The sequence below is a fragment of the Amycolatopsis balhimycina FH 1894 genome, assembly GCF_000384295.1.
Taxonomy (GTDB): domain Bacteria; phylum Actinomycetota; class Actinomycetes; order Mycobacteriales; family Pseudonocardiaceae; genus Amycolatopsis; species Amycolatopsis balhimycina.
This window is the reverse complement of sequence record NZ_KB913037.1, coordinates 829,548-846,547: the sequence shown is the minus strand read 5'-3', so window position 1 is coordinate 846,547 and position 17,000 is coordinate 829,548. Positions and strand designations below refer to the sequence as shown.

Here is a 17,000-nt window from a genome sequence, read left to right as displayed (position 1 = left end):
GCGTGATTGGAGGGACGACACGCCGGATCGAGCGTAGTTCGCCGTGTCGTCCCTCCAATCACGCGTGTCGGCTCTTCAATCACGGGTGTCGACCTTTCCATCACGCGAGTTCCGGGAAACCGGTCAGTCGCAGGCCTTCAGCACCGCGTCCGCCACCTCGCCCAGGTGGGCTGCTGCGCTGTGGCCGGCGACGATGCGGTCTGTCAGGTACGCGAACACCAGCCGCCGTCCCGGGTCCGCCCACGCGATGCAGCAGTTGCTTCCGTTGTGCCCGAACGTCTCCCGCGCGCTCAGCGATCCCATCGGACGGCCTGCCCCGCCGAGCTGGAAGCCGTGGGCCCAGCGGATCCGCGTGCCGATCGTGCGGTCGAGCACCGCGTCGCCCGAGGGGCGCCGGGCCTCCGTGACCGCTTCGCGGGAGAAGCCGTCCAGCAACGCCTGGTAGAAGCGGGCGAGGTCGCGTGCTGTCGTCGAGATTCCGGCGGCCGGGATCACCGCGCGGCGGACCGACCGGCGGTTGACCATCCGGGCGGTCGGCGGGCCGCCGAGGCCGTGGCCGCGGATCGGCACGTGCCGCCCCCACAAGCGGTCCGGCAGCCCGAGGTGGGTGTCGGAAAGGCCCAGCGGGCCGAGGACCTCCGACCGCAGCACCGCGGCCACCGGGGCGCCGGTCGCCCGGCGGACCAGCTCCCCCAGGATGTGGCCGTACACGATCGGCTGGTACGCGGTGACCTCGCCGGGGCGCCACCGCAGCGTGGCCCGCTCGATCGCCTGGACCGCGCGCGGCCAGTCGCTCATGGCGAGCGCGTCGAGAGCGAAGCCGCGGGCCGTGGCGAAGCCGGAGCGGTGCGCCAGCACGTGCCGGATCGTGACGGCGCTCTTGCCGCCGCCCGCGAACTCCGGCCAGTACCGGGCCACCGGCGCGTCCAGCTCGAGGACCCCGGCCACCGCGAGCCGGTGCACCAGCAGCGCGGCGAACGGCTTGCTCGCCGAGAAGATCCAGAACAACCCGTCCGGCGGGCCGCCGCAGCTGTGGTCGATCAGGACCCGGCCGTCCCGCAGCACGCACAGGCTCGCCCGGGCCCCGCGGGCGCGCACCAGTTCGGCGACCTCGATCACCCACGCGAGGCTACCGACGCGGCGTATGCTGCGGGCGGACAGGAGGGGATTTCCGATGCCAGCGCACGAAATCACCGATCGCATCGCCAACCTGATCGACGAAGAACACCGGCTGCGCGCCGCTGCCCTCCACCACGGCGGGCTGACGCAAGATGAGCGCCTCCGGCTCAAGGACCTCGAACGCCGGCTGGACGCGGCGGTCGAGCTGCTGCACCGCCGCCAGGCACTCGCCGTCTTCGACGACGAGTGAGCCTCTAGCTCTCGCCGAGGGCCGAGCGCACCGCCGCGATGACGCCGGGGTGGCCGAGCGGCAGCGGCGGCGGCACGCGGTCTTCCGGGCTCTCGGTGCTGGAGGCGATCAACCGCACGTCAGTGCCCGCGTCGCGCAGCTTCGCGACGACGTCGTCGTGCTCGGCCAGCCAGGCCTCGTTGGCCGCCGACGCGTCGCCCGAGGCGAGGAACGCGTCCGAAGCCGGGTCGACCAGCAGCAGCCGCGCCGCCGCGCCCGGGTGGCGTTCGACGAGCTGGAGGGCTTCCGCCGCGAAGGGGCCGCTCACCACGACGGTGATCTCGGGATCGCCGGGGCCGGCGTCGCCGAGGAGGTCGTCGGCCTCGCTCAGGGCGCCGCCGGCCGTGATCCGGCACCAGAAGATGCCCCGCCGTTCCGCCAGGGGCCGCCAGGTCGCGGGCAGCTCGTCGTGCTTTCCGGCACCCGCCGGGTCGAGGACGATCACCTTGGGCCCTGCCGGGTCGCCGGCGGTCACCACGGACGGGCCTTCGGAACGGACGGGTTCGGGTGCGGCGGTCATCGGGCCTTCCTTCAGCGTCGGGGGAGTTCCGGGGTGTCCGTGTCGAGCGGCACGGCGCCGGAGCGGACGAGTCCCCATTGGACGGTCTGGCGGCCGGTCAGCGCCTCCAGCACCGTCGGGTTGAGGATGACGATTTCGAGGTCTTCGCAGGCTCTTCGCCGTGTAGTAGCCGGCGAAACCCCCGCCGACGATCACGACACGCATGGATCCCCTTCCGGTCGGATCTCCTCGTCCCGAACGGATTACCCGAGGTCGGAGCGGGGAAACCCGTGGGGTTGACCTCTCGCCCCAGTGGCGTACGGTCAGGGGTGTTGGCTGTTGTTCAGACACGTGCTCCGGTCAGCGCCCCCGTACGCTGAGCAAGGGAGCGCCATGTACGACTGTTTCCGCACGATCGACGAACCGTCCGGCCTCACCGTCACCACGACCGATCGACCCGGCGGGATCCGCGTCCTCACGCTGGTCGGCGACATCGACGCCGCCACGGTCGGGACCCTCGAAGAAGCCCTCGCCACCGGCGATCGGCTGGTCGTCGACCTTTCCCGGGTGGCCTTCCTCAGCTGCGCCGGGGTCCGGTCGCTGTTGCAGGCGAACGCCCGCACCGAACTCGCGGTCGTACGCGGCGGGCACGCGGTGGCGCGCTCGCTCGAGGCCACCGGCGCCGATGTGGTGCTGAAGATCCACCCCGGGGTCGGGGCCGCGCTCGCCGTCCTGGCACCGGCGCCCGGCCTGGAAGCCTGACTGTCCTCTGTGGATGGTGATGGCCGGGGGCTCCGCCACCCGGAGCCCCCGGAAACTCACTCTTCGCCCGGCCAGTCGCCGGTGGCCTTGCGGTAGCCGACCGCACCGGCCCGCTCGGTGGCGGCCTTGACGGCGCCGAAGATCGCCCCCTGCACCGCCGCCGCGACGATCACCTGCCGCCAGCTGTAATCGCGGTCGGTGGCCTCCGGCGCGTCCTCCTCGCCGGCCACGCGCGTCCAGACCTGTTTGAACGCCTGGCCGGCGAGGATGCCGCCCAGCGCGCCCACCACCCAGCTCAGCGGCTTGTAGAGCACCTTGTTCACGAGTTCCTCCGGCGCAGGATCAGGCGGATCAGGATCACCAGGCCCAGCACGCCGGCGAAGACCGGCAACGGGTTGGCGCGGACGGCGTCGGCGCCCTGGCGGAACTTGACCGCGGTCGGTTCGTTCGTCACGCCGGCGACCTTTGCGGTCGCCTGGTCGAGCTTTTCGTCGACGCTTTCGGAAACCCTGGTCTTCACGTCGAGCTTCTGCCCGAGCGCCTCCAGGGTTTCGGTGAGCTCTTCCCGGGTGGTGTCCCGGTCGAGCCGCGCCTCTTCGGCGTTCTTCGGGAAGTCCCCGCTCATGTCCGCACTCCCTGTTTCACGGTGTCCACGTCTTCGCGGACGCCGCTGATCGCTTCTTCGGGCACCGGCGGTACCGCCTGCGTGACTTCCTTCTTGCCCACGAGCGCGGCAATCCCGGCCACCACGAACAGTGCCACCGCGACGATGACCGCCGCCAGCCAGCCCGGCACGACGAGCGCCAGTGCGAGCACCGCGGCCGCCACCAGCGTGCCGGCGCCGAGGAAGGCGAACAGGCCCGCCGCGCCGAACAACCCGGCGCCGAAGCCCAGCTTCCTGCCCTTGTGCTGCAGTTCGACGACCGCCAGCCGGATCTCGTCGCGGACCAGCCGCTTGACCTCGTCGGTCAGGTCCGCCACCAGCTCGCCGACCGAACGCTCGGCCGCCGGTTTCTTGTTCACCTCTTCGATCACGGAACACCTCCTTGGCCTGGCCGCCGGATACCCGGGCCCGGCGCGGGTCAACCACGGCGGGTTTGGCCCCGGCGGCACCGGGTAGCCGAAGTTTTCGACCACCGATCAGGAGGAGTGCATGAGCACGATCACCGAAATCGTGGACGTGGAAGTCCCCGTCGCCACCGCGTACAACCAGTGGACGCAGTTCGAGGAGTTCCCGAAGTTCATGGAGGGCGTCGAAGAGATCCGCCAGGTGGACGCCACCCACACCCACTGGGTGACGCGGTTCGGTGGCGTGACGCGCGAGTTCGACGCGACGATCACCGAACAGCACCCCGACGAGCGGGTCGCCTGGACGTCCGACTCCGGGCCGGACCACGCCGGTGTCATCACCTTCCACCGGCTCGACGACGCGCACACCCGGGTGACCGCGCAGATGGAGATCGACCCGGAGGGGTTCGCCGAGAACGTCGCCGACAAGCTCGGCGTGCTCGACCGCCGGGTGAAGGGCGATCTCAAGCGGTTCAAGGAATTCATCGAGCAGCGCGGCGGCCGGGAGACCGGCGCCTGGCGCGGTGACGTGGACCGCCCGGGTCTGTAGTCCGTCCGGGCAGGACACCACGGCGGGGCGGGACGCATCCCGCCCCGCCGGTTTCGCGTCCGCGGGCCCCGGGTGGGCGGACCCGGGCACTTTCACGGGGTGACCGCGGCGTTTCCCTCCGCGACCTGCCGGGTATTCCCCCCGCAAGGTCCCCCAGGAAGGAGCGTCCGGCATGACCACGAACGCGTATCTGTCGTTCCTCGCGATCGGCGTCGCGCTGGTCCTGATAGACGGGCAGATCATCTACCGCAGCGGCCGCCGGTACCTGGAGAACTCCTACGGCGACCCGGCGGCGGGCGCTTCGATGACGCGCCTGGTCACCGTGCTGTTCCACCTCGCGACGCTGGGGGTGCTGGCGCTGATCTCGACCATCGACATGGGCAGCAGCGACCTGCCCGGCGTGGTCGGGCGGATCGGCGTGCTGCTGCTGATCCTGGCGCTGGCCCACGCGATCACCCTCGGCGTGCTGGCCCGCATCCGCGGCGAGCAGGAGGTCGAGGCGGTCGTCCAGCGCGGTCCCCGGCAGCGGATCCAGCCGGAGCCGCAGGGCCCGACGGTCACCCCGGTGCCGGGCCAGGACGGCCGGTACCCGGCGGCGAGCCCGTCGCTCGAGGACCGGTCCCCGTACTCCGCCCCGTAAGCGATCCGACGACTCGCCGAAGCCGCCACTTTCACGTGAAAGTGGCGGCTTCGGCGCGGGTCAGGCTTCGGCGGGCAGGTCGACCTCGGTGTGCCGCGTGGCGAGTGTCTTCGCGAGGTCGGCGAGCTTGACGTTGAGGTCCTGGGACGCGCGGCGCAGCACGTCGAAGGCCTCGTCGGCCGTGATGCCGCGGCGCTGCATCAGGATGCCCTTCGCCTGGCCGATGACGTCACGGCTGTCGACCGCCCGCCGCAGGTGCGCCGACTCCAGCTCGGCCGTCGCGACGGCTTCGGTGTGGGCCAGCGCCAGGGACGCGTGCGTCGCCAGCAACAGGGCGACGTCGATGGCGGGCGAGCCGAACGCGCCCGGCGTGCGCGAGTAGACGTTCAGCGCACCCGAAAGCCGGGGTGGCCGGGCGTCCGGGAGCAGGGCGGTGGCCAGTGCCGAGTGGTAGCCGTGCCGGGCCGCGGCCGGGCCGAACGCCGGCCAGCGCGGGTCGCGCCCGAGGTCCTGGGACCAGCCGATGGCCGGGCCGTCCGGGCGGGCCGATTCCACGCACGGGCCTTCGCCGTGGTCGTACTGCACCTGGTCGAGCCGCTCGGCGACCGGGTGCGTCTCGACGGGGGTGTGGAACGTGCCGTCGGCGGCGCGCAGGGTGACGCTGACCAGGTCGGCGTCCGGGATGAGCGCTATCGCGGCCCCGACGACGAGCTTGAGCACCCCGCCGACGGTCGGCGTCGCGTCGAGCAGCGTCCGGGTCAGGTCGGCGAACTGCTGCGCCAGCGGACCCGGCGCCTGCTCACCGTCCTGCGCGAACCAGGCCCGCTCCCGGGCCCACTCTTCTTCGCCGACGCTCAATGCGGTCCTCACTGTCTCCGGAATCGGGTGGCGGAGTGTCCATTCAACCCGAAGCCGGCGCTTGGAGCGCGGCACGGGCCCGGTCGACGAACCCGGGCCCCGGCCACAGCTGGTCGGCCGGTGGCACCCGGTCGGCGAGATCCGGGTGCGGCACCGTCGCCGCGGCGTCCCGGGATTCCCGCACTGCCTTGCCCAGTTCGGCCCGCCGCTGCGGGGAACAGCTGCGCCGGACCTCGTCCACGGCCGCCGGCCCCTCGTCGCGGACGTGCCGCCGGACCGCGCGGATCAGCCCGCCCAGCAGGCGCTCGAACCGGGTCTCCTGCGGCCCCGCGCCCTCCAGCCGGCGCATCAGGCGGTCGGCTTCGGCGAGATCGCCCTCGCCGTCGAGGTAGGGCTCTTCGGCGACGGCGTGCCGGACCAGCTCGGCGATCAGGTGGTCGGCGAGATCCTTGCGGTTCTCCGGGCTGCCTTGGCCGAGTTCGAGCTCGGTGCAGAGCCGGTCGAGCTCGCGGTGGTCGCCGGCGAGGACGGTCGTCAGGTCGGTTGCGTCGTTCATGCCCTCTCCTGGTCCGGACATCGGGATTCCGGATCCGGATACCCGCTGTTCGGGCGCCGAATCCCGTGTCGGGTGGCGATCGGCCGGGTATCCCTGGGAGAAGTACCGAGTTCCGAGGAGGACGAACCATGGCAGCGCCGTCGTCGGTGACCGAGCGCGAGCGCAAGTACGAGATCGTCGCGGGCAGCGGCGTGCCCAGCCTGATCGGCGTCGCGGGCGTCGAAAACCAGGACGATCCGGTCGAGCAGGTCCTCGACGCGTCCTATTACGACACCGAAGGGTTCCGGCTGGCGCGCGGCGGGATCACGTTGCGGCGGCGCGTCGGCGGGTCCGACGCCGGCTGGCACCTCAAGCTGCCGGTGTCGGCGGACGAGCGGCAGGAGCTCCAGCTCCCGCCGGGCGGCGACCCGCACAAGGTGCCCGGCAGGCTCCGGCGCCTGGTGCGCGCGTACACGCTGGGGGAGAAGCTGGTGCCGATCGCGCACCTGCGCACCGACCGGTTCGCCCACCGCCTCGCCGACGCCGGCGGCCGGACGATCGCCGTCCTGACCGACGACCACGTGACCGGGGAGGCGGGCGGGGCGGCCGCGCGGCTCGACGAGTGGCGCGAACTGGAGCTGGAGCTCGATCCCGGCACCGATCCCGGACGGCTCGACGAGTTCGACCGGGCACTGGCCGAAGCCGGCGCGTCGGCGTCGCCGTGGCCGTCGAAGCTGCGGCGCCTGATCGGCGACCGCGTGCCGGCGCCGCCCCGCCGCGACCGCCGCGACCGCCGCGACCGCCGCAACAAAAAGCCGTCGGCGGGCGAAGTCGTGCTGGCGTCGCTGCGTGAACACTACGGCCGGCTGTGCCGCGCGGACGTCGGGGTGCGGCTCGACGTCGACGACTCCGTGCACCAGATGCGCGTCGCGACCCGGAAGCTGCGCAGCACGCTTCGCAGCTTCGGGTCCGTCTTGGACGAGCGGGAGACGGCGCCGATCGTGGCCGAGCTGAGGTGGCTCGGGCAGCAGCTGTCGCCGGCCAGGGACACCGAGGTCAGCGAGGAGCGGCTCGGCGAGCAGCTCGACGCCGTGCCCCCGGAACTGGTGTTCGGGCCGCTGCGCCAGTACCTCACCCGCTACTTCGCCCGCGAGGCCGCGGAAGCGCGGACCCGCGCGATGGCGGCGCTGACGGGCAAGCGCTACGTGGCGCTGCTGCGGGCACTGGACGCCGTTCTGGAGGAACCGCCCCTGACCGCGAAGGCGCGCAAGCCCGCGAAGGCGGCCTTGCGGAAGCCGCTGCGCAAGGCGGCTCGGAAGCTGAACCGCGCGCAAGCGGCGACCCGTGGCCTGGAAGGCGGCGAGCTCGAGCACGCACTGCACGACGTCCGCAAGAAGGCGAAGCGGGCCCGCTACGCCGCCGACACGGTGAAGCCGGTGTACGGCAAGAAGGTGCGCAAGTGGCGCAAGAACGTGAAGGCCGTCCAGGTCACATTGGGCGACTACCAGGACACCGTGGTCGGCCGGGAAACCCTCCACCACCTCACCGTCGCCGGGCACGGCGAGGGGCAGAACACCTTCACGTTCGGGATGCTGTACGCCCAGGACGCCGGACGGGCGGAGAGGCTGCGCGAGCGGTTCACCCGCGAGTGGCGGCGGCTGCGTAAGGGCACCCGCCCCGGCTGGCTCGGCTGAACCGGCTGTCTTGAATGACTCATTCAGGGCTCAGGAGGTCCTGAATGAGTCATTCAAGACGTCCGCGCAAGGGAACGGCGAGCCTAGGCGTCGCCGGTGAGCTTGCCGCGCAGCTGCTCCAGGGTCTGCGACAGCAGCCGGGAGACGTGCATCTGGGAGATGCCGACGCGGTCGGCGATCTGGGTCTGGGTCAGCCCGCCGAAGAAGCGCATGACCAGGATCGCGCGCTCGCGCTTCGGCAGCTCCTGCAGCAGCGGCTGGAGGGCCTCGTGGTTCTCCACCATGGCCATCTCGTGGTCCGGTTCCCCCATGGTGTCCGCCAGCGAGAGGGCCTCGGCGTCGTCGTGGACCGGCTTGTCCACCGACAGCGCCTGGTAGGCGTTGCCGGCGAGGAGGCCTTCACGGACCTCTTCGACGTCCAGGTTCAGGTGCTCGGCCAGCTCGGTCGGCGTCGGGGCCCGGCCCAGGCGCTGGGAGAGCACCGCCGAACCCTGGCTCAGCGAAAGGTGCAGCTCCTTGAGCCGGCGGGGGACCCGGACGGACCAGCCGGTGTCCCGGAAGTGACGCCGGACCTCGCCCATGATCGTCGGCACGGCGAAGGACAGGAAGTCGTGGCCACGGGCGGGGTCGAACCGGTCGACGGCGTTGATCAGGCCGATCCGCGCCACCTGGACCAGGTCCTCCCGGGGCTCGCCGCGGCCGGAGAAGCGGGTCGCGATGTGCTCGGCGAGCGGGAGCAGCTCGGTCACCAGCTTGCTGCGGACGACTTCGCGCCGCGGGTCGTCGGGACCGAGCTCGCCCAGCTCCTCGAACAGCGGTTCGCAGTGGGCATATTCGTCCGGGCGGTGGAGGAGGGTTTTCCGCTCGCCGCTCACGCGCTCGTTCCCGGGTTCAGCACCAGCTCGATCGTGACAATGCCCGCGCCTCCACCGGGAAGGACGTCGCAGTGTGCGGTCACCGATCGGCTCAGCGTGGTCAGGACGTGCCAGCCGAACGTGCGGTCGCTCGGCGGTCTCGGGTCGCTCGAGCGGGTCGAAACGATGACGTGCAGGCCGTCGGGGGCCAGGCGGAACCGGCAGTGCAGCTGGGTCCCCAGCTCGGCCAGCTGGACGAGCTGGGCGCAGGCCTCGTCGACCGCCATCTTGGCGTCGGCGATCGCGTCGAGCCCGAAGTCCGCGCGCGAGACCACGCCGTGCGTGAGCATGCGGACCAGCGGGATCTGCTCCGCCATCGCGGGCAGCCGCAGCTCCACCAGTTCGTCGAGCAGCTCGTCGATGGTCGGCTTGCCGCCGGCCAAGCTGCTCCTTCGCGTTTCTTCCATGCCGGAGGTACTACCCATCTGGGCGAATGCTGACACTTCGTGTTCAGGGATTTCGGGGATCGTCACCGGCCCAGCGCCCGTTCGAGCTCTTTCTTGGTCATCGTCGACCGGCCGTTGATGTTCCGTTTCTTCGCTTCGTTGTAGAGCTGGTCCTTGGTCGGGCCACCCGGGCCCTTGCGGTTGCCGGACCGCTCGCCGCCACGCTGCTGCGGCGACTTGTCCTGCACCGACGTCTTGCTCGCCTGCCGGGACTCACCCGACTGGGCGCGGTTCTTGTTCACCGTCCGGGCCGCGATCTCCTTGGCCCGCTTGGTGCTCGCCCCGCGCTCCTCGGCCGAGTCCTTGACGTGCTCGTACTGGCGTTCGCGCTTGCCGCTCCACGACTGAGGCATGTCCGGTCCCTTCGTCTCGCGAGAGCGGTTACCCGGGTGATCACGGGATAAACGTCCGGCTGCGCGGGTTACGGACCTCGTGTGGCGGGTACGCGGAGAGCCGACCCGAGAGGAGGCGCCGATGCGGATCGGCTACACCCTGATGACCGAGCAGGCGGGACCGAACGACCTGGTCCGGTTCGCCGCCGAGGCGGAACAGGCCGGCTTCGACTTCGAGGTCATGAGCGACCACTACTCGCCTTGGCTCGACGAACAGGGCCACGCGCCGTACGCCTGGAGCGTGCTGGGCGCGGTCACGCAGTCCACCGAACGCGTCGAGCTGATGACCTACGTGACGTGCCCGACCATGCGCTACCACCCCGCGGTGGTGGCGCAGAAGGCCGCGACCGTGCAGGCGCTCTCGGGCGGCCGGTTCACCCTCGGCCTCGGCGCGGGCGAGAACCTCAACGAGCACGTCGTCGGCCGTGGCTGGCCGCCGGCCAACGTCCGGCACGACATGCTCGCCGAGGCCGTGCAGATCATCGGCGGCCTGTTCGACGGCGGGTACTTCGACTACGAGGGCAAGCACTTCCGCGTCGATTCGGCGAAGCTGTGGGACCTGCCGGAGAAGCGGATCCCGATCGGGGTCGCCGTGTCCGGTTCGCAGTCGGTCCAGCGGTTCGCCCCCGTCGCGGACGTGATGATCGCCGTCGAGCCGAAGGCGGAGCTGTCGAGCGAGTGGGACGCGACGAAGCTCGGCGGCGCGCCGAGCCGCAAGGTCGGGCAGCTGCCGGTGTCGTGGGGCACCGACCGGGATGCGGCGGTGAAGCGCGCGCACGAGCAGTTCCGCTGGTTCGCCGGGGGCTGGAAGGTCAACGCCGAGCTGCCGGGTCCGTCCGGTTTCGCCGGGGCCACGCAGTTCGTCCGCGAGGACGACGTCGCCGGCTCGATCCCGTGCGGCCCGGACGCCGAGCCGATCGTCGAGAGCGTTCGCGAGTTCGAGAAGGCGGGCTTCACCGACGTCGCCCTGGTGCAGATCGGCGGCGACCAGCAGGAGGGCTTTCTGGATTTCGCCGAAAAGGAGCTGCTCCCGGCCCTGCGCGAATAGTTTCACCCGTACGGGGTAGGGCGCCGTTCGGTCATCAGGGGTATGACGCAGAGTACGGATAATCCGGCGACGGGAGTTGCGGATGACCGAACTGAAGCCGGCACCGACCCTTCAAGCGGTGCCCTTGGCCGTGGCGCGACGCGGCCCCAAGGGCGGGACGCTCCTGGCCCTGATGCGGACCACGGACCCGAAGCAGATCGGGCTGCTCTACCTGGTGACGTCGTTCCTCTTCTTCATGGCGGGCGGCGCGATGGCGCTGCTGATGCGCGGCGAGCTGGCCCGGCCGGGGCTGCAGTTCCTCTCCCCGGAGCAGTACAACCAGCTGTTCACCATGCACGGCACGATCATGCTGCTGCTCTACGCCACCCCGAACCTGTTCGGGTTCGCCAACTACATCCTGCCGCTGCAGATCGGCGCGCCGGACGTCGCGTTCCCACGGCTCAACGGGTTCGCCTACTGGCTGTACCTGTTCGGCGGGCTGATCGTGATCAGCTCGTTCCTCACCCCCGGCGGCGCGCCGGACTTCGGGTGGACGGCCTACACACCGCTGTCGAACGCCATCCACTCACCGGGCATCGGCGGCGACCTGTGGATCATGGGCCTGATCGTGTCCGGGCTCGGGACCATCCTCGGCGCGGTCAACATGACCACCACGATCGTGACCCTGCGCTGTCCCGGGATGACGATGTGGCGGATGCCGCTGTTCACCTGGAACATCCTGTTCACCGCCATCCTCATCCTGCTGGCGTTCCCGATCCTGACGGCCGCGCTGTTCGGCCTCGAGGCGGACCGCCGGCTCGGCGCGCACGTTTTCGACCCCGAGAACGGCGGGGCGATCATGTTCCAGCACCTCTTCTGGTTCTTCGGCCACCCCGAGGTCTACATCGTCGCCCTGCCGTACTTCGGGATCGTCACCGAGATAGTGCCGGTGTTCAGCCGGAAGCCGCTGTACGGCTACCGGCTGATGGTGTTCGCCACGATCGCGATCACCGGGCTGTCGGCGACGGTGTGGGCGCACCACATGTTCGCCACCGGCGCCGTGCTGCTGCCGTTCTTTTCGATCATGACGTTCCTGATCGCGGTGCCGACCGGGATCAAGTTCTTCAACTGGATCGGCACGATGTGGAAGGGGAACCTGAGCTTCGAGACGCCGATGCTGTGGTCGGTCGGGTTCATGGTGACCTTCCTGTTCGGCGGCCTCACCGGTGTCATCCTCGCGTCGCCGCCGCTGGACTTCCACGTGACCGACTCGTACTTCGTCGTCGCGCACTTCCACTACGTGCTGTTCGGCACGATCGTGTTCGCCACCTTCGCCGGGATCTACTTCTGGTTCCCGAAGATGACCGGCCGGATGCTCGACGAGCGGCTCGGCAAGTGGCACTTCTGGACGACGTTCATCGGCTTCCACACGACGTTCCTCATTCAGCACTGGCTGGGCGACATCGGCATGCCACGCCGCTACGCGGACTACCTGTCCACGGACGGATTCACGACACTGAACACCATCTCGACGATCGGCGCGTTCATCCTCGGCGCGTCGACGCTGCCGTTCATCTGGAACGTCGTCAAGAGCTACCGCTACGGCGAGCAGGTCCTGGTCGACGACCCGTGGGGGTTCGGCAACTCCCTGGAGTGGGCCACCACCTGCCCGCCGCCGCGGCACAACTTCCTCGACCTGCCGCGGATCCGCTCGGAGCGGCCGGCGTTCGAGCTGCACCACCCGGAGGTCGTGGAGCGGCTGCTGGAAGAGCAGCACGTGCGGTCTAAGCGGGCGCGGGCTCGGGCCGGGAGGCGCACAGAGCGAGCCGACGGTCCGTTCCCGTCACGCGAAGAGCACGCCGGACCGTCGGGTTCGCCCCGGTGACCACGAGCAGGCCGGTGCCGTTCTGCTCGGCCTGGAGCGCCGCGTGGAGCAGCACGCGGAGGCCCGCCACGCCGAGGAAGTCCACTTCGGACAGATCGACGGTCAGGTGCTCCGGCGTCGCCCACAGGCGGTCGGAAAGCAGTGCGGCCAGGTCCTCCGCGGTCGCGCTGTCGAGGTCACCGCGGGCGGTCACCAGGACCGCGTGCGGAGCGGGCCACGTCGTCCGCAGCCGGAGTGCCGGGTGCCGGGCTCGGGGAAGGTTCATGTCGGTTCGCCGCCGTCCTGGGGTGAAGCGCGGCGGGGCCGCCGCGCTCTCGAGGGGGATCGAGGCCGGCTGCTGGGTTGAACCGTTCACCCGAGCCTAACCGCGTGGTGAGGGCTCGCAACCGGCGTTGCTCCGAATGGGCGTGTGGCGCGCCGCAGCGGTGACCGCTCGTGCCCGGGGCAGGTGGGATGCAGTAATCTCGCGCTGGACCCGTTAAAGCGCTAGCGGCCCACTAGTGGCGCGCGCCCGGGTCCTCCCTGGTCCTCCAGCGCCCTGAGCAGAAGAATGAGGGGCGTCACCAGATGACGGGCGGCCATGAGCAGCTCACCGCGCGGCTGGACGAAGTCACAGTCGCGATGGAGTCGCTGACCGCGATGCTGGACACCGAGCTCGATCTCGGCCAGATGCTGCAGGCGGTGTGCGACCACGCGGTGCAGGTGGTGCCGGGGGCCGACATGGCGAGCATCACCCTGGTGCGCGAGGGCGTACCGGAAACGGTCGCCAGCACCGACCAGCGGGCGGTGAACTTCGACCGCGAGCAGTACCGGATCGGGGACGGGCCGTGCCTGCGGGCCGCCGAGACCGGGCAGCCGGTCCGGGTCGGCGTCGGGGCGGTGGGGGACATCTGGCCGCAGTTCGTGTCGTCGGCCGAACAGCTGGGCGTCGCCAGTTTCCTCGCCGCGCCGCTGACGGTGGACGAGGACATGTCCGGCGCGGTGAACCTCTTCGGGTTCGGCGAACACGGGTTCAGCGAGCTGGGGACGAAGATCCTCGAGCTGTACACCGCGACGGTGGTGATCGGCCTGCGCAGCGCCCGCCGGTACTTCGCGGCGCGTGAGCTGGTCGACCAGCTCAACCGGGCGCTGGAGACCCGCGCGGTGATCGACCAGGCCAAGGGAATCCTCATGGCCGCGCACCGCATCACGGCGGAGGAGGCGTTCCAGCGCCTGGTGAAACGTTCTCAGGACGGCAACCGCAAGCTCCACGAGGTGGCGGCGGAGTTCGTGGCGGCGGTCGCGACCACCGCCTGAGCGGCCGGCGTGTCGTCCGTCCGGGTACCCGGACGGACGGGCTAAGCGGTCTGGACCTCGTCCGGTGGGGCCTCCGCTTCGGTCGCCGCCGGTTCCGGGTGCTGCTTGGCGAGCTGGCAGGTCGTGCAGACCAGGGTGCGGCCGAGCACCGTCCCGTCGTCGGCGACGACCTGGGCCACGTGCATCGTCGGGAACCCGCAGACCTCGCAGGGGAGTGCCCCTTCCTCGCGGCTGATGCGGAGCTGGGCGCCCATCCGACCTCCTGTGTGACGTGGATCTCACCACCTTGCCCGTCTTCGGGGCCGGTACCAGCCGAATTCACTCGTTCGGCCTAGCGTGGATCGTCTTCGGTGACTCCCGTGTCGCGCGGGGTGATCCGGGGTAATCCGTCGGCGAAGGAGCACCGGGGACTGACCGAGGGGAGCCAAGATGCGAGACAAGCGGAACGACCTGCGGCCGGTGGCGGACCTGCTCGCCGACGGCGGGGACTCGCCGGAACTGGAGCGTTCCCGGCGCAAGGCGGCACTGGCCGTGGCGGCGCGGGCCAAGGACGCCGAGGACTGCGCGCGGCTGCTGGACATGCTGGGCCTGCACGCCACCGGCCGGCGCGCCAGCGACGTCGCCTGAGGAGGCCGACATGGCCCGACCGGTGTGGAGCGGTGCGCTGAGCCTGGGGCTGGTCACCGTTCCGGTGGAGCTGTACCCGGCGGTGGCGGACCACACGATCCACTTCCACCAGTTCGAACGCGGGACGTCGGACCGGATCCGCAACCGCCGGGTGAACGAGCGGACCGGCGACGAGGTCGCCCGGGACGAGATCGTCAAGGGCTACGCCCTCGGCGGCGGGGACCACGTGCTCGTCGAACCGGACGAGCTGGACGAAATCGCGCCCGAGCGGTCCCGCCGGATCGACATCGAGCAGTTCGTCGAGCTCGAGGAGATCGACCCGTGGTTCTTCGACAAGACGTACTGGCTCAAGCCGGCGAAGGAGGACTTCGCCAAGGCCTACGGCCTGCTGCTGCGGGCGATGGACCGCAGCGAGAAGGCGGGCGTCGCGAAGTTCGTGCTGCGCGGCAAGGAATACCTCGCCGCGATCCGCGCCGGGGAAGACGTCATGGTGCTCAACACGCTGCACTTCATCGCGGACCTGCGCAAGCCGAAGGACGTCATGGGCAAGCTCCCGCAGCTGCCGAAGCCGCGGCCCAAGGAGCTGGACATGGCCCTCGCCCTGGTCGACGAGATGACCGCGCCGTGGAAGCCCGAGGACTACCGCGACGAGTACTCGAAGCGCGTCGAAGAGCTGATCAAGGCCAAGCAGGCAGGCGAGGAGATCACCCACGAAGAGGAGCCGGAGCAGTCGGCCGACGTCGTCGACCTCTTCGAGGCGCTGTCGCGCAGCGTCAAGAACCGCAAGCGCGGCGGCAAGGAGCCGAAGAAGAAGCGGCCCGGGCTTTCCGGGCTGTCGAAGTCCGATCTGGACAAGCTCGCCCGTGAGCAGGGCGTGAAGGGCCGGTCGAAGATGACGCGCGCCGAACTCGAGAAGGCGCTGAAGGCGTCGTGAGGGGCCCGGCCGGCGCGAGCCCGCTGACGCTGCGGCGCTTCCCCGACGGCATCGGCGAGCAGGGCTGGTTCCAGAAGCACCCGGGGGAGCACTTCCCGGATTCGATCCGGGTCGGGCGCGTCCCCCGGCGCGGCGGCGGCATCGACGAATACGTCGTCTGCGAGGACGCCGGGACGCTGGAATACCTGGCGAACCAGGGGACGGCCGAGTTCCACGTCTGGCTGTCCACTGTGGATGCCCCGAGCGCCCGGACCGGCTCGTACCGGACCTCGACCCGCCGGACGACACGCCGGTCGCGGAGCTGCGCGCGGTCGCGCGGCGCATCCGCGACCACTACGAGCGGGCTCGGCGAACACGCGGCCTCGGCCGAGGCCGCGCTGACGCAGCTCACCTGAGGGTCTTGCCGGCTGCCTTCAGGTCGGCGACGAAGGCGGCGTAGGCCTCGTCCCGGTCGGGTGCCCGCAGGACCGCCGACGGGTGGACCGTCGCCACCGCGGACGGCACCAGATCGGCCACGTCCGCCGGCGCGTCCACCGGCTCGCCGCGGTGGGCGGTGATCCGGAACTTCGGGCCCAGCAACGACTGCGCGGCCGTCGCGCCCAGCAGCAGCACCAGGTCCGGGCGCACCGCACGCAGCTCCGCCAGCAGCCACGGGCGGCACGCGACGACCTCCGTGCGGCCCGGCTTCTGGTGGATGCGGCGCTTGCCGCGCTCGTCGCGCTTGAACTTGAAGTGCTTGACGGCGTTGGTGACGTACAGCGACCGCCGGTCGAAACCGGCTTCTTCGAAAGCCCGGTCCAGGAGCTTGCCGGCGGGGCCGACGAACGGTTCGCCCGCCAGGTCCTCCTTGTCGCCCGGCTGCTCGCCGACGACGAGGATCTTCGCCTCGGGCGTTCCTTCGCCGAAGACGGTCTGGGTCGCGTCCTGGTACAGGGGGCAGCCGTGGCAGCCGGACGCCGCCGACCGCAGGCGGTCGAGGTCGGTGGTGTCCGGCGGCTCGGCACCGCGGGAATCGGGCATGTGCCGGGAAATTCCCTGTGGGGCGCGCGGGTAAACCTGACGGGCCCGGGTAGCCGGGAACGCCGTACGGCCGCCCACGGTCCTCACCGTGGACGGCCGTACGGCGTTTCGCTCAGGGTGCGCCTGCCGCCCGGGGCGTCTCGTCCTCAGTGGACACGCGGACCGACTCGGCGCGGGCGATGTGCCACGCCACCAGCGCGCCCGCGCTCACCGTGCCCCAGAGCACCAGCGAGGCGTCGCGGGCGAACAGGCCGACGAGCAGCATCACCGCCGCTGTGACGTCACAGAGCACCAGCAGCAGGTTCCAGCGTTTGGGGGAGCCCAGCTTGCGGCCGCTGAAGGCGGCGGCGAAGGCGGGATCGCTCGCTTGCAGCTCCGCTTCGATCGCGCGCAGGGCGTGGCGTTCTCGCTCGGGGAGCATCGGGGGCCTCCTCGCCTCGGCTGA

At 70.9% G+C, this 17,000-nt stretch carries 25 protein-coding genes; 11 read left to right on the top strand and 14 right to left on the bottom strand.

Annotation, left to right across the window (positions count from 1 at the left end; all coding sequences use genetic code 11):
* Window positions 1–123: 123 nt before the first annotated feature.
* Window positions 124–1,119, bottom strand: coding sequence for a serine hydrolase domain-containing protein (locus A3CE_RS0102980; protein WP_020638578.1), 996 nt, complete (start codon window positions 1,117–1,119; stop codon window positions 124–126).
* Window positions 1,120–1,174: 55 nt separating this feature from the next.
* Between A3CE_RS0102980 and A3CE_RS49875 the strand changes: the two genes are divergently transcribed.
* On the top strand, window positions 1,175–1,369 hold the full coding sequence (locus tag A3CE_RS49875) for a DUF2630 family protein (RefSeq protein WP_020638577.1): 195 nt from the start codon (window positions 1,175–1,177) through the stop codon (window positions 1,367–1,369).
* Between the two features lie 4 nt (window positions 1,370–1,373).
* Here the strand turns inward: A3CE_RS49875 and A3CE_RS0102970 are convergent, their stop codons facing one another.
* A complete protein-coding gene (locus tag A3CE_RS0102970) occupies window positions 1,374–1,928 on the bottom strand; it encodes a hypothetical protein (RefSeq protein ID WP_020638576.1) in 555 nt (184 codons plus the stop codon).
* A gap of 372 nt (window positions 1,929–2,300) precedes the next feature.
* On the opposite strand from A3CE_RS0102970, the gene A3CE_RS0102965 reads away from it, so the two are divergent.
* Window positions 2,301–2,669 carry an STAS domain-containing protein gene (locus A3CE_RS0102965; protein WP_020638575.1) on the top strand — a complete coding sequence of 123 codons (369 nt, stop codon included), beginning with the start codon at window positions 2,301–2,303 and terminating at the stop codon, window positions 2,667–2,669.
* A gap of 56 nt (window positions 2,670–2,725) precedes the next feature.
* On the opposite strand, the gene A3CE_RS0102960 is transcribed toward A3CE_RS0102965, so the two are convergent.
* The 3 genes from A3CE_RS0102960 to A3CE_RS0102950 are packed head-to-tail and all read right to left on the bottom strand — an operon-like array spanning window position 2,726 to window position 3,704.
* Window positions 2,726–2,992, bottom strand: coding sequence for a DUF4235 domain-containing protein (locus A3CE_RS0102960; protein WP_020638574.1), 267 nt, complete (start codon window positions 2,990–2,992; stop codon window positions 2,726–2,728).
* A complete protein-coding gene (locus A3CE_RS0102955) occupies window positions 2,989–3,294 on the bottom strand; it encodes a DUF3618 domain-containing protein (RefSeq protein ID WP_020638573.1) in 306 nt (101 codons plus the stop codon). Before A3CE_RS0102955 ends, A3CE_RS0102960 begins: the two co-directional genes overlap by 4 nt.
* Window positions 3,291–3,704: a phage holin family protein gene (locus tag A3CE_RS0102950; protein ID WP_020638572.1), complete on the bottom strand. Its 414-nt coding sequence runs from the start codon at window positions 3,702–3,704 to the stop codon at window positions 3,291–3,293. The genes A3CE_RS0102955 and A3CE_RS0102950 overlap by 4 nt, the downstream gene beginning before the upstream one ends.
* 118 nt (window positions 3,705–3,822) lie before the next feature.
* On the opposite strand from A3CE_RS0102950, the gene A3CE_RS0102945 reads away from it, so the two are divergent.
* Both A3CE_RS0102945 and A3CE_RS0102940 read left to right on the top strand, forming a co-directional pair.
* Window positions 3,823–4,287: an SRPBCC family protein gene (locus A3CE_RS0102945; protein WP_020638571.1), complete on the top strand. Its 465-nt coding sequence runs from the start codon at window positions 3,823–3,825 to the stop codon at window positions 4,285–4,287.
* A 172-nt stretch (window positions 4,288–4,459) separates the two neighbouring features.
* The gene (locus tag A3CE_RS0102940) at window positions 4,460–4,927 is read left to right on the top strand and encodes a hypothetical protein (RefSeq protein ID WP_020638570.1); all 468 of its coding nucleotides are present in this window, start codon (window positions 4,460–4,462) and stop codon (window positions 4,925–4,927) included.
* Window positions 4,928–4,987: 60 nt separating this feature from the next.
* On the opposite strand, the gene A3CE_RS0102935 is transcribed toward A3CE_RS0102940, so the two are convergent.
* Both A3CE_RS0102935 and A3CE_RS0102930 read right to left on the bottom strand, forming a co-directional pair.
* The gene (locus tag A3CE_RS0102935; protein WP_020638569.1) at window positions 4,988–5,785 is read right to left on the bottom strand and encodes a GAF and ANTAR domain-containing protein; all 798 of its coding nucleotides are present in this window, start codon (window positions 5,783–5,785) and stop codon (window positions 4,988–4,990) included.
* 43 nt (window positions 5,786–5,828) lie between these two features.
* On the bottom strand, window positions 5,829–6,341 hold the full coding sequence (locus A3CE_RS0102930) for a hemerythrin domain-containing protein (protein ID WP_020638568.1): 513 nt from the start codon (window positions 6,339–6,341) through the stop codon (window positions 5,829–5,831).
* A 128-nt stretch (window positions 6,342–6,469) separates the two neighbouring features.
* Between A3CE_RS0102930 and A3CE_RS0102925 the strand changes: the two genes are divergently transcribed.
* Complete coding sequence (locus tag A3CE_RS0102925) at window positions 6,470–8,014, top strand: CYTH and CHAD domain-containing protein (RefSeq protein WP_020638567.1); 1,545 nt, start codon at window positions 6,470–6,472, stop codon at window positions 8,012–8,014.
* 83 nt (window positions 8,015–8,097) lie between these two features.
* Here A3CE_RS0102925 and A3CE_RS0102920 read toward each other — a convergent pair whose 3' ends face one another.
* From A3CE_RS0102920 to A3CE_RS0102910, 3 genes are all read right to left on the bottom strand, one after another.
* Complete coding sequence (locus tag A3CE_RS0102920) at window positions 8,098–8,889, bottom strand: SigB/SigF/SigG family RNA polymerase sigma factor (RefSeq protein ID WP_020638566.1); 792 nt, start codon at window positions 8,887–8,889, stop codon at window positions 8,098–8,100.
* Window positions 8,886–9,335: an ATP-binding protein gene (locus A3CE_RS0102915; protein WP_026468086.1), complete on the bottom strand. Its 450-nt coding sequence runs from the start codon at window positions 9,333–9,335 to the stop codon at window positions 8,886–8,888. Before A3CE_RS0102915 ends, A3CE_RS0102920 begins: the two co-directional genes overlap by 4 nt.
* A gap of 62 nt (window positions 9,336–9,397) precedes the next feature.
* Window positions 9,398–9,727 carry a hypothetical protein gene (locus tag A3CE_RS0102910; RefSeq protein ID WP_020638564.1) on the bottom strand — a complete coding sequence of 110 codons (330 nt, stop codon included), beginning with the start codon at window positions 9,725–9,727 and terminating at the stop codon, window positions 9,398–9,400.
* A gap of 121 nt (window positions 9,728–9,848) precedes the next feature.
* On the opposite strand from A3CE_RS0102910, the gene A3CE_RS0102905 reads away from it, so the two are divergent.
* A complete protein-coding gene (locus A3CE_RS0102905; RefSeq protein WP_020638563.1) occupies window positions 9,849–10,814 on the top strand; it encodes an LLM class F420-dependent oxidoreductase in 966 nt (321 codons plus the stop codon).
* Between the two features lie 82 nt (window positions 10,815–10,896).
* Window positions 10,897–12,678, top strand: a complete 1,782-nt coding sequence (ctaD, locus tag A3CE_RS0102900) for an aa3-type cytochrome oxidase subunit I (RefSeq protein WP_020638562.1) — start codon at window positions 10,897–10,899, stop codon at window positions 12,676–12,678.
* Here the strand turns inward: ctaD and A3CE_RS0102895 are convergent.
* A complete protein-coding gene (locus A3CE_RS0102895; RefSeq protein WP_026468085.1) occupies window positions 12,578–12,943 on the bottom strand; it encodes an STAS domain-containing protein in 366 nt (121 codons plus the stop codon). The genes ctaD and A3CE_RS0102895 overlap by 101 nt on opposite strands.
* A 302-nt stretch (window positions 12,944–13,245) precedes the next feature.
* Here A3CE_RS0102895 and A3CE_RS0102890 point away from each other — a divergent pair, with 302 nt between their 5' ends.
* Window positions 13,246–13,974, top strand: coding sequence for a GAF and ANTAR domain-containing protein (locus A3CE_RS0102890; RefSeq protein WP_020638561.1), 729 nt, complete (start codon window positions 13,246–13,248; stop codon window positions 13,972–13,974).
* 41 nt (window positions 13,975–14,015) lie between these two features.
* Here the strand turns inward: A3CE_RS0102890 and A3CE_RS0102885 are convergent, their stop codons facing one another.
* Window positions 14,016–14,228: a hypothetical protein gene (locus tag A3CE_RS0102885; RefSeq protein WP_020638560.1), complete on the bottom strand. Its 213-nt coding sequence runs from the start codon at window positions 14,226–14,228 to the stop codon at window positions 14,016–14,018.
* A gap of 175 nt (window positions 14,229–14,403) precedes the next feature.
* Between A3CE_RS0102885 and A3CE_RS0102880 the strand changes: the two genes are divergently transcribed.
* The 3 genes from A3CE_RS0102880 to ligD are packed head-to-tail and all read left to right on the top strand — an operon-like array spanning window position 14,404 to window position 15,930.
* Window positions 14,404–14,601, top strand: coding sequence for a hypothetical protein (locus tag A3CE_RS0102880; protein ID WP_020638559.1), 198 nt, complete (start codon window positions 14,404–14,406; stop codon window positions 14,599–14,601).
* A 10-nt stretch (window positions 14,602–14,611) separates the two neighbouring features.
* A complete protein-coding gene (ku, locus tag A3CE_RS0102875; protein WP_020638558.1) occupies window positions 14,612–15,535 on the top strand; it encodes a non-homologous end joining protein Ku in 924 nt (307 codons plus the stop codon).
* Window positions 15,532–15,930 (top strand): non-homologous end-joining DNA ligase LigD, encoded by a 399-nt coding sequence (gene ligD, locus A3CE_RS49870; RefSeq protein WP_026468084.1) that lies wholly within the window; start codon window positions 15,532–15,534, stop codon window positions 15,928–15,930. The genes ku and ligD overlap by 4 nt, the downstream gene beginning before the upstream one ends.
* Here the strand turns inward: ligD and A3CE_RS0102865 are convergent.
* Window positions 15,923–16,555 carry a UdgX family uracil-DNA binding protein gene (locus A3CE_RS0102865; RefSeq protein ID WP_020638557.1) on the bottom strand — a complete coding sequence of 211 codons (633 nt, stop codon included), beginning with the start codon at window positions 16,553–16,555 and terminating at the stop codon, window positions 15,923–15,925. The two genes, ligD and A3CE_RS0102865, sit on opposite strands and share 8 nt — an antisense overlap.
* Before the next feature lie 112 nt (window positions 16,556–16,667).
* The gene (locus tag A3CE_RS0102860) at window positions 16,668–16,976 is read right to left on the bottom strand and encodes a DUF3040 domain-containing protein (protein ID WP_020638556.1); all 309 of its coding nucleotides are present in this window, start codon (window positions 16,974–16,976) and stop codon (window positions 16,668–16,670) included.
* Window positions 16,977–17,000 lie beyond the last annotated feature (24 nt).

Bases quoted from the DNA above. Each gene is read 5' to 3' on its own strand.
- A3CE_RS49875 (WP_020638577.1), top strand. From the start codon at position 1,175: ATGCCAGCGCACGAAATCACCGATCGCATCGCCAACCTGATCGACGAA.
- A3CE_RS0102970 (WP_020638576.1), bottom strand. From the start codon at position 1,928: ATGACCGCCGCACCCGAACCCGTCCGTTCCGAAGGCCCGTCCGTGGTG.
- A3CE_RS0102965 (WP_020638575.1), top strand. From the start codon at position 2,301: ATGTACGACTGTTTCCGCACGATCGACGAACCGTCCGGCCTCACCGTC.
- A3CE_RS0102955 (WP_020638573.1), bottom strand. From the start codon at position 3,294: ATGAGCGGGGACTTCCCGAAGAACGCCGAAGAGGCGCGGCTCGACCGG.
- A3CE_RS0102945 (WP_020638571.1), top strand. From the start codon at position 3,823: ATGAGCACGATCACCGAAATCGTGGACGTGGAAGTCCCCGTCGCCACC.
- A3CE_RS0102940 (WP_020638570.1), top strand. From the start codon at position 4,460: ATGACCACGAACGCGTATCTGTCGTTCCTCGCGATCGGCGTCGCGCTG.
- A3CE_RS0102930 (WP_020638568.1), bottom strand. From the start codon at position 6,341: ATGAACGACGCAACCGACCTGACGACCGTCCTCGCCGGCGACCACCGC.
- A3CE_RS0102925 (WP_020638567.1), top strand. From the start codon at position 6,470: ATGGCAGCGCCGTCGTCGGTGACCGAGCGCGAGCGCAAGTACGAGATC.
- A3CE_RS0102915 (WP_026468086.1), bottom strand. From the start codon at position 9,335: ATGGAAGAAACGCGAAGGAGCAGCTTGGCCGGCGGCAAGCCGACCATC.
- A3CE_RS0102910 (WP_020638564.1), bottom strand. From the start codon at position 9,727: ATGCCTCAGTCGTGGAGCGGCAAGCGCGAACGCCAGTACGAGCACGTC.
- A3CE_RS0102905 (WP_020638563.1), top strand. From the start codon at position 9,849: ATGCGGATCGGCTACACCCTGATGACCGAGCAGGCGGGACCGAACGAC.
- ctaD (WP_020638562.1), top strand. From the start codon at position 10,897: ATGACCGAACTGAAGCCGGCACCGACCCTTCAAGCGGTGCCCTTGGCC.
- A3CE_RS0102895 (WP_026468085.1), bottom strand. From the start codon at position 12,943: ATGAACCTTCCCCGAGCCCGGCACCCGGCACTCCGGCTGCGGACGACG.
- A3CE_RS0102890 (WP_020638561.1), top strand. From the start codon at position 13,246: ATGACGGGCGGCCATGAGCAGCTCACCGCGCGGCTGGACGAAGTCACA.
- A3CE_RS0102885 (WP_020638560.1), bottom strand. From the start codon at position 14,228: ATGGGCGCCCAGCTCCGCATCAGCCGCGAGGAAGGGGCACTCCCCTGC.
- A3CE_RS0102880 (WP_020638559.1), top strand. From the start codon at position 14,404: ATGCGAGACAAGCGGAACGACCTGCGGCCGGTGGCGGACCTGCTCGCC.
- ku (WP_020638558.1), top strand. From the start codon at position 14,612: ATGGCCCGACCGGTGTGGAGCGGTGCGCTGAGCCTGGGGCTGGTCACC.
- A3CE_RS0102865 (WP_020638557.1), bottom strand. From the start codon at position 16,555: ATGCCCGATTCCCGCGGTGCCGAGCCGCCGGACACCACCGACCTCGAC.
- A3CE_RS0102860 (WP_020638556.1), bottom strand. From the start codon at position 16,976: ATGCTCCCCGAGCGAGAACGCCACGCCCTGCGCGCGATCGAAGCGGAG.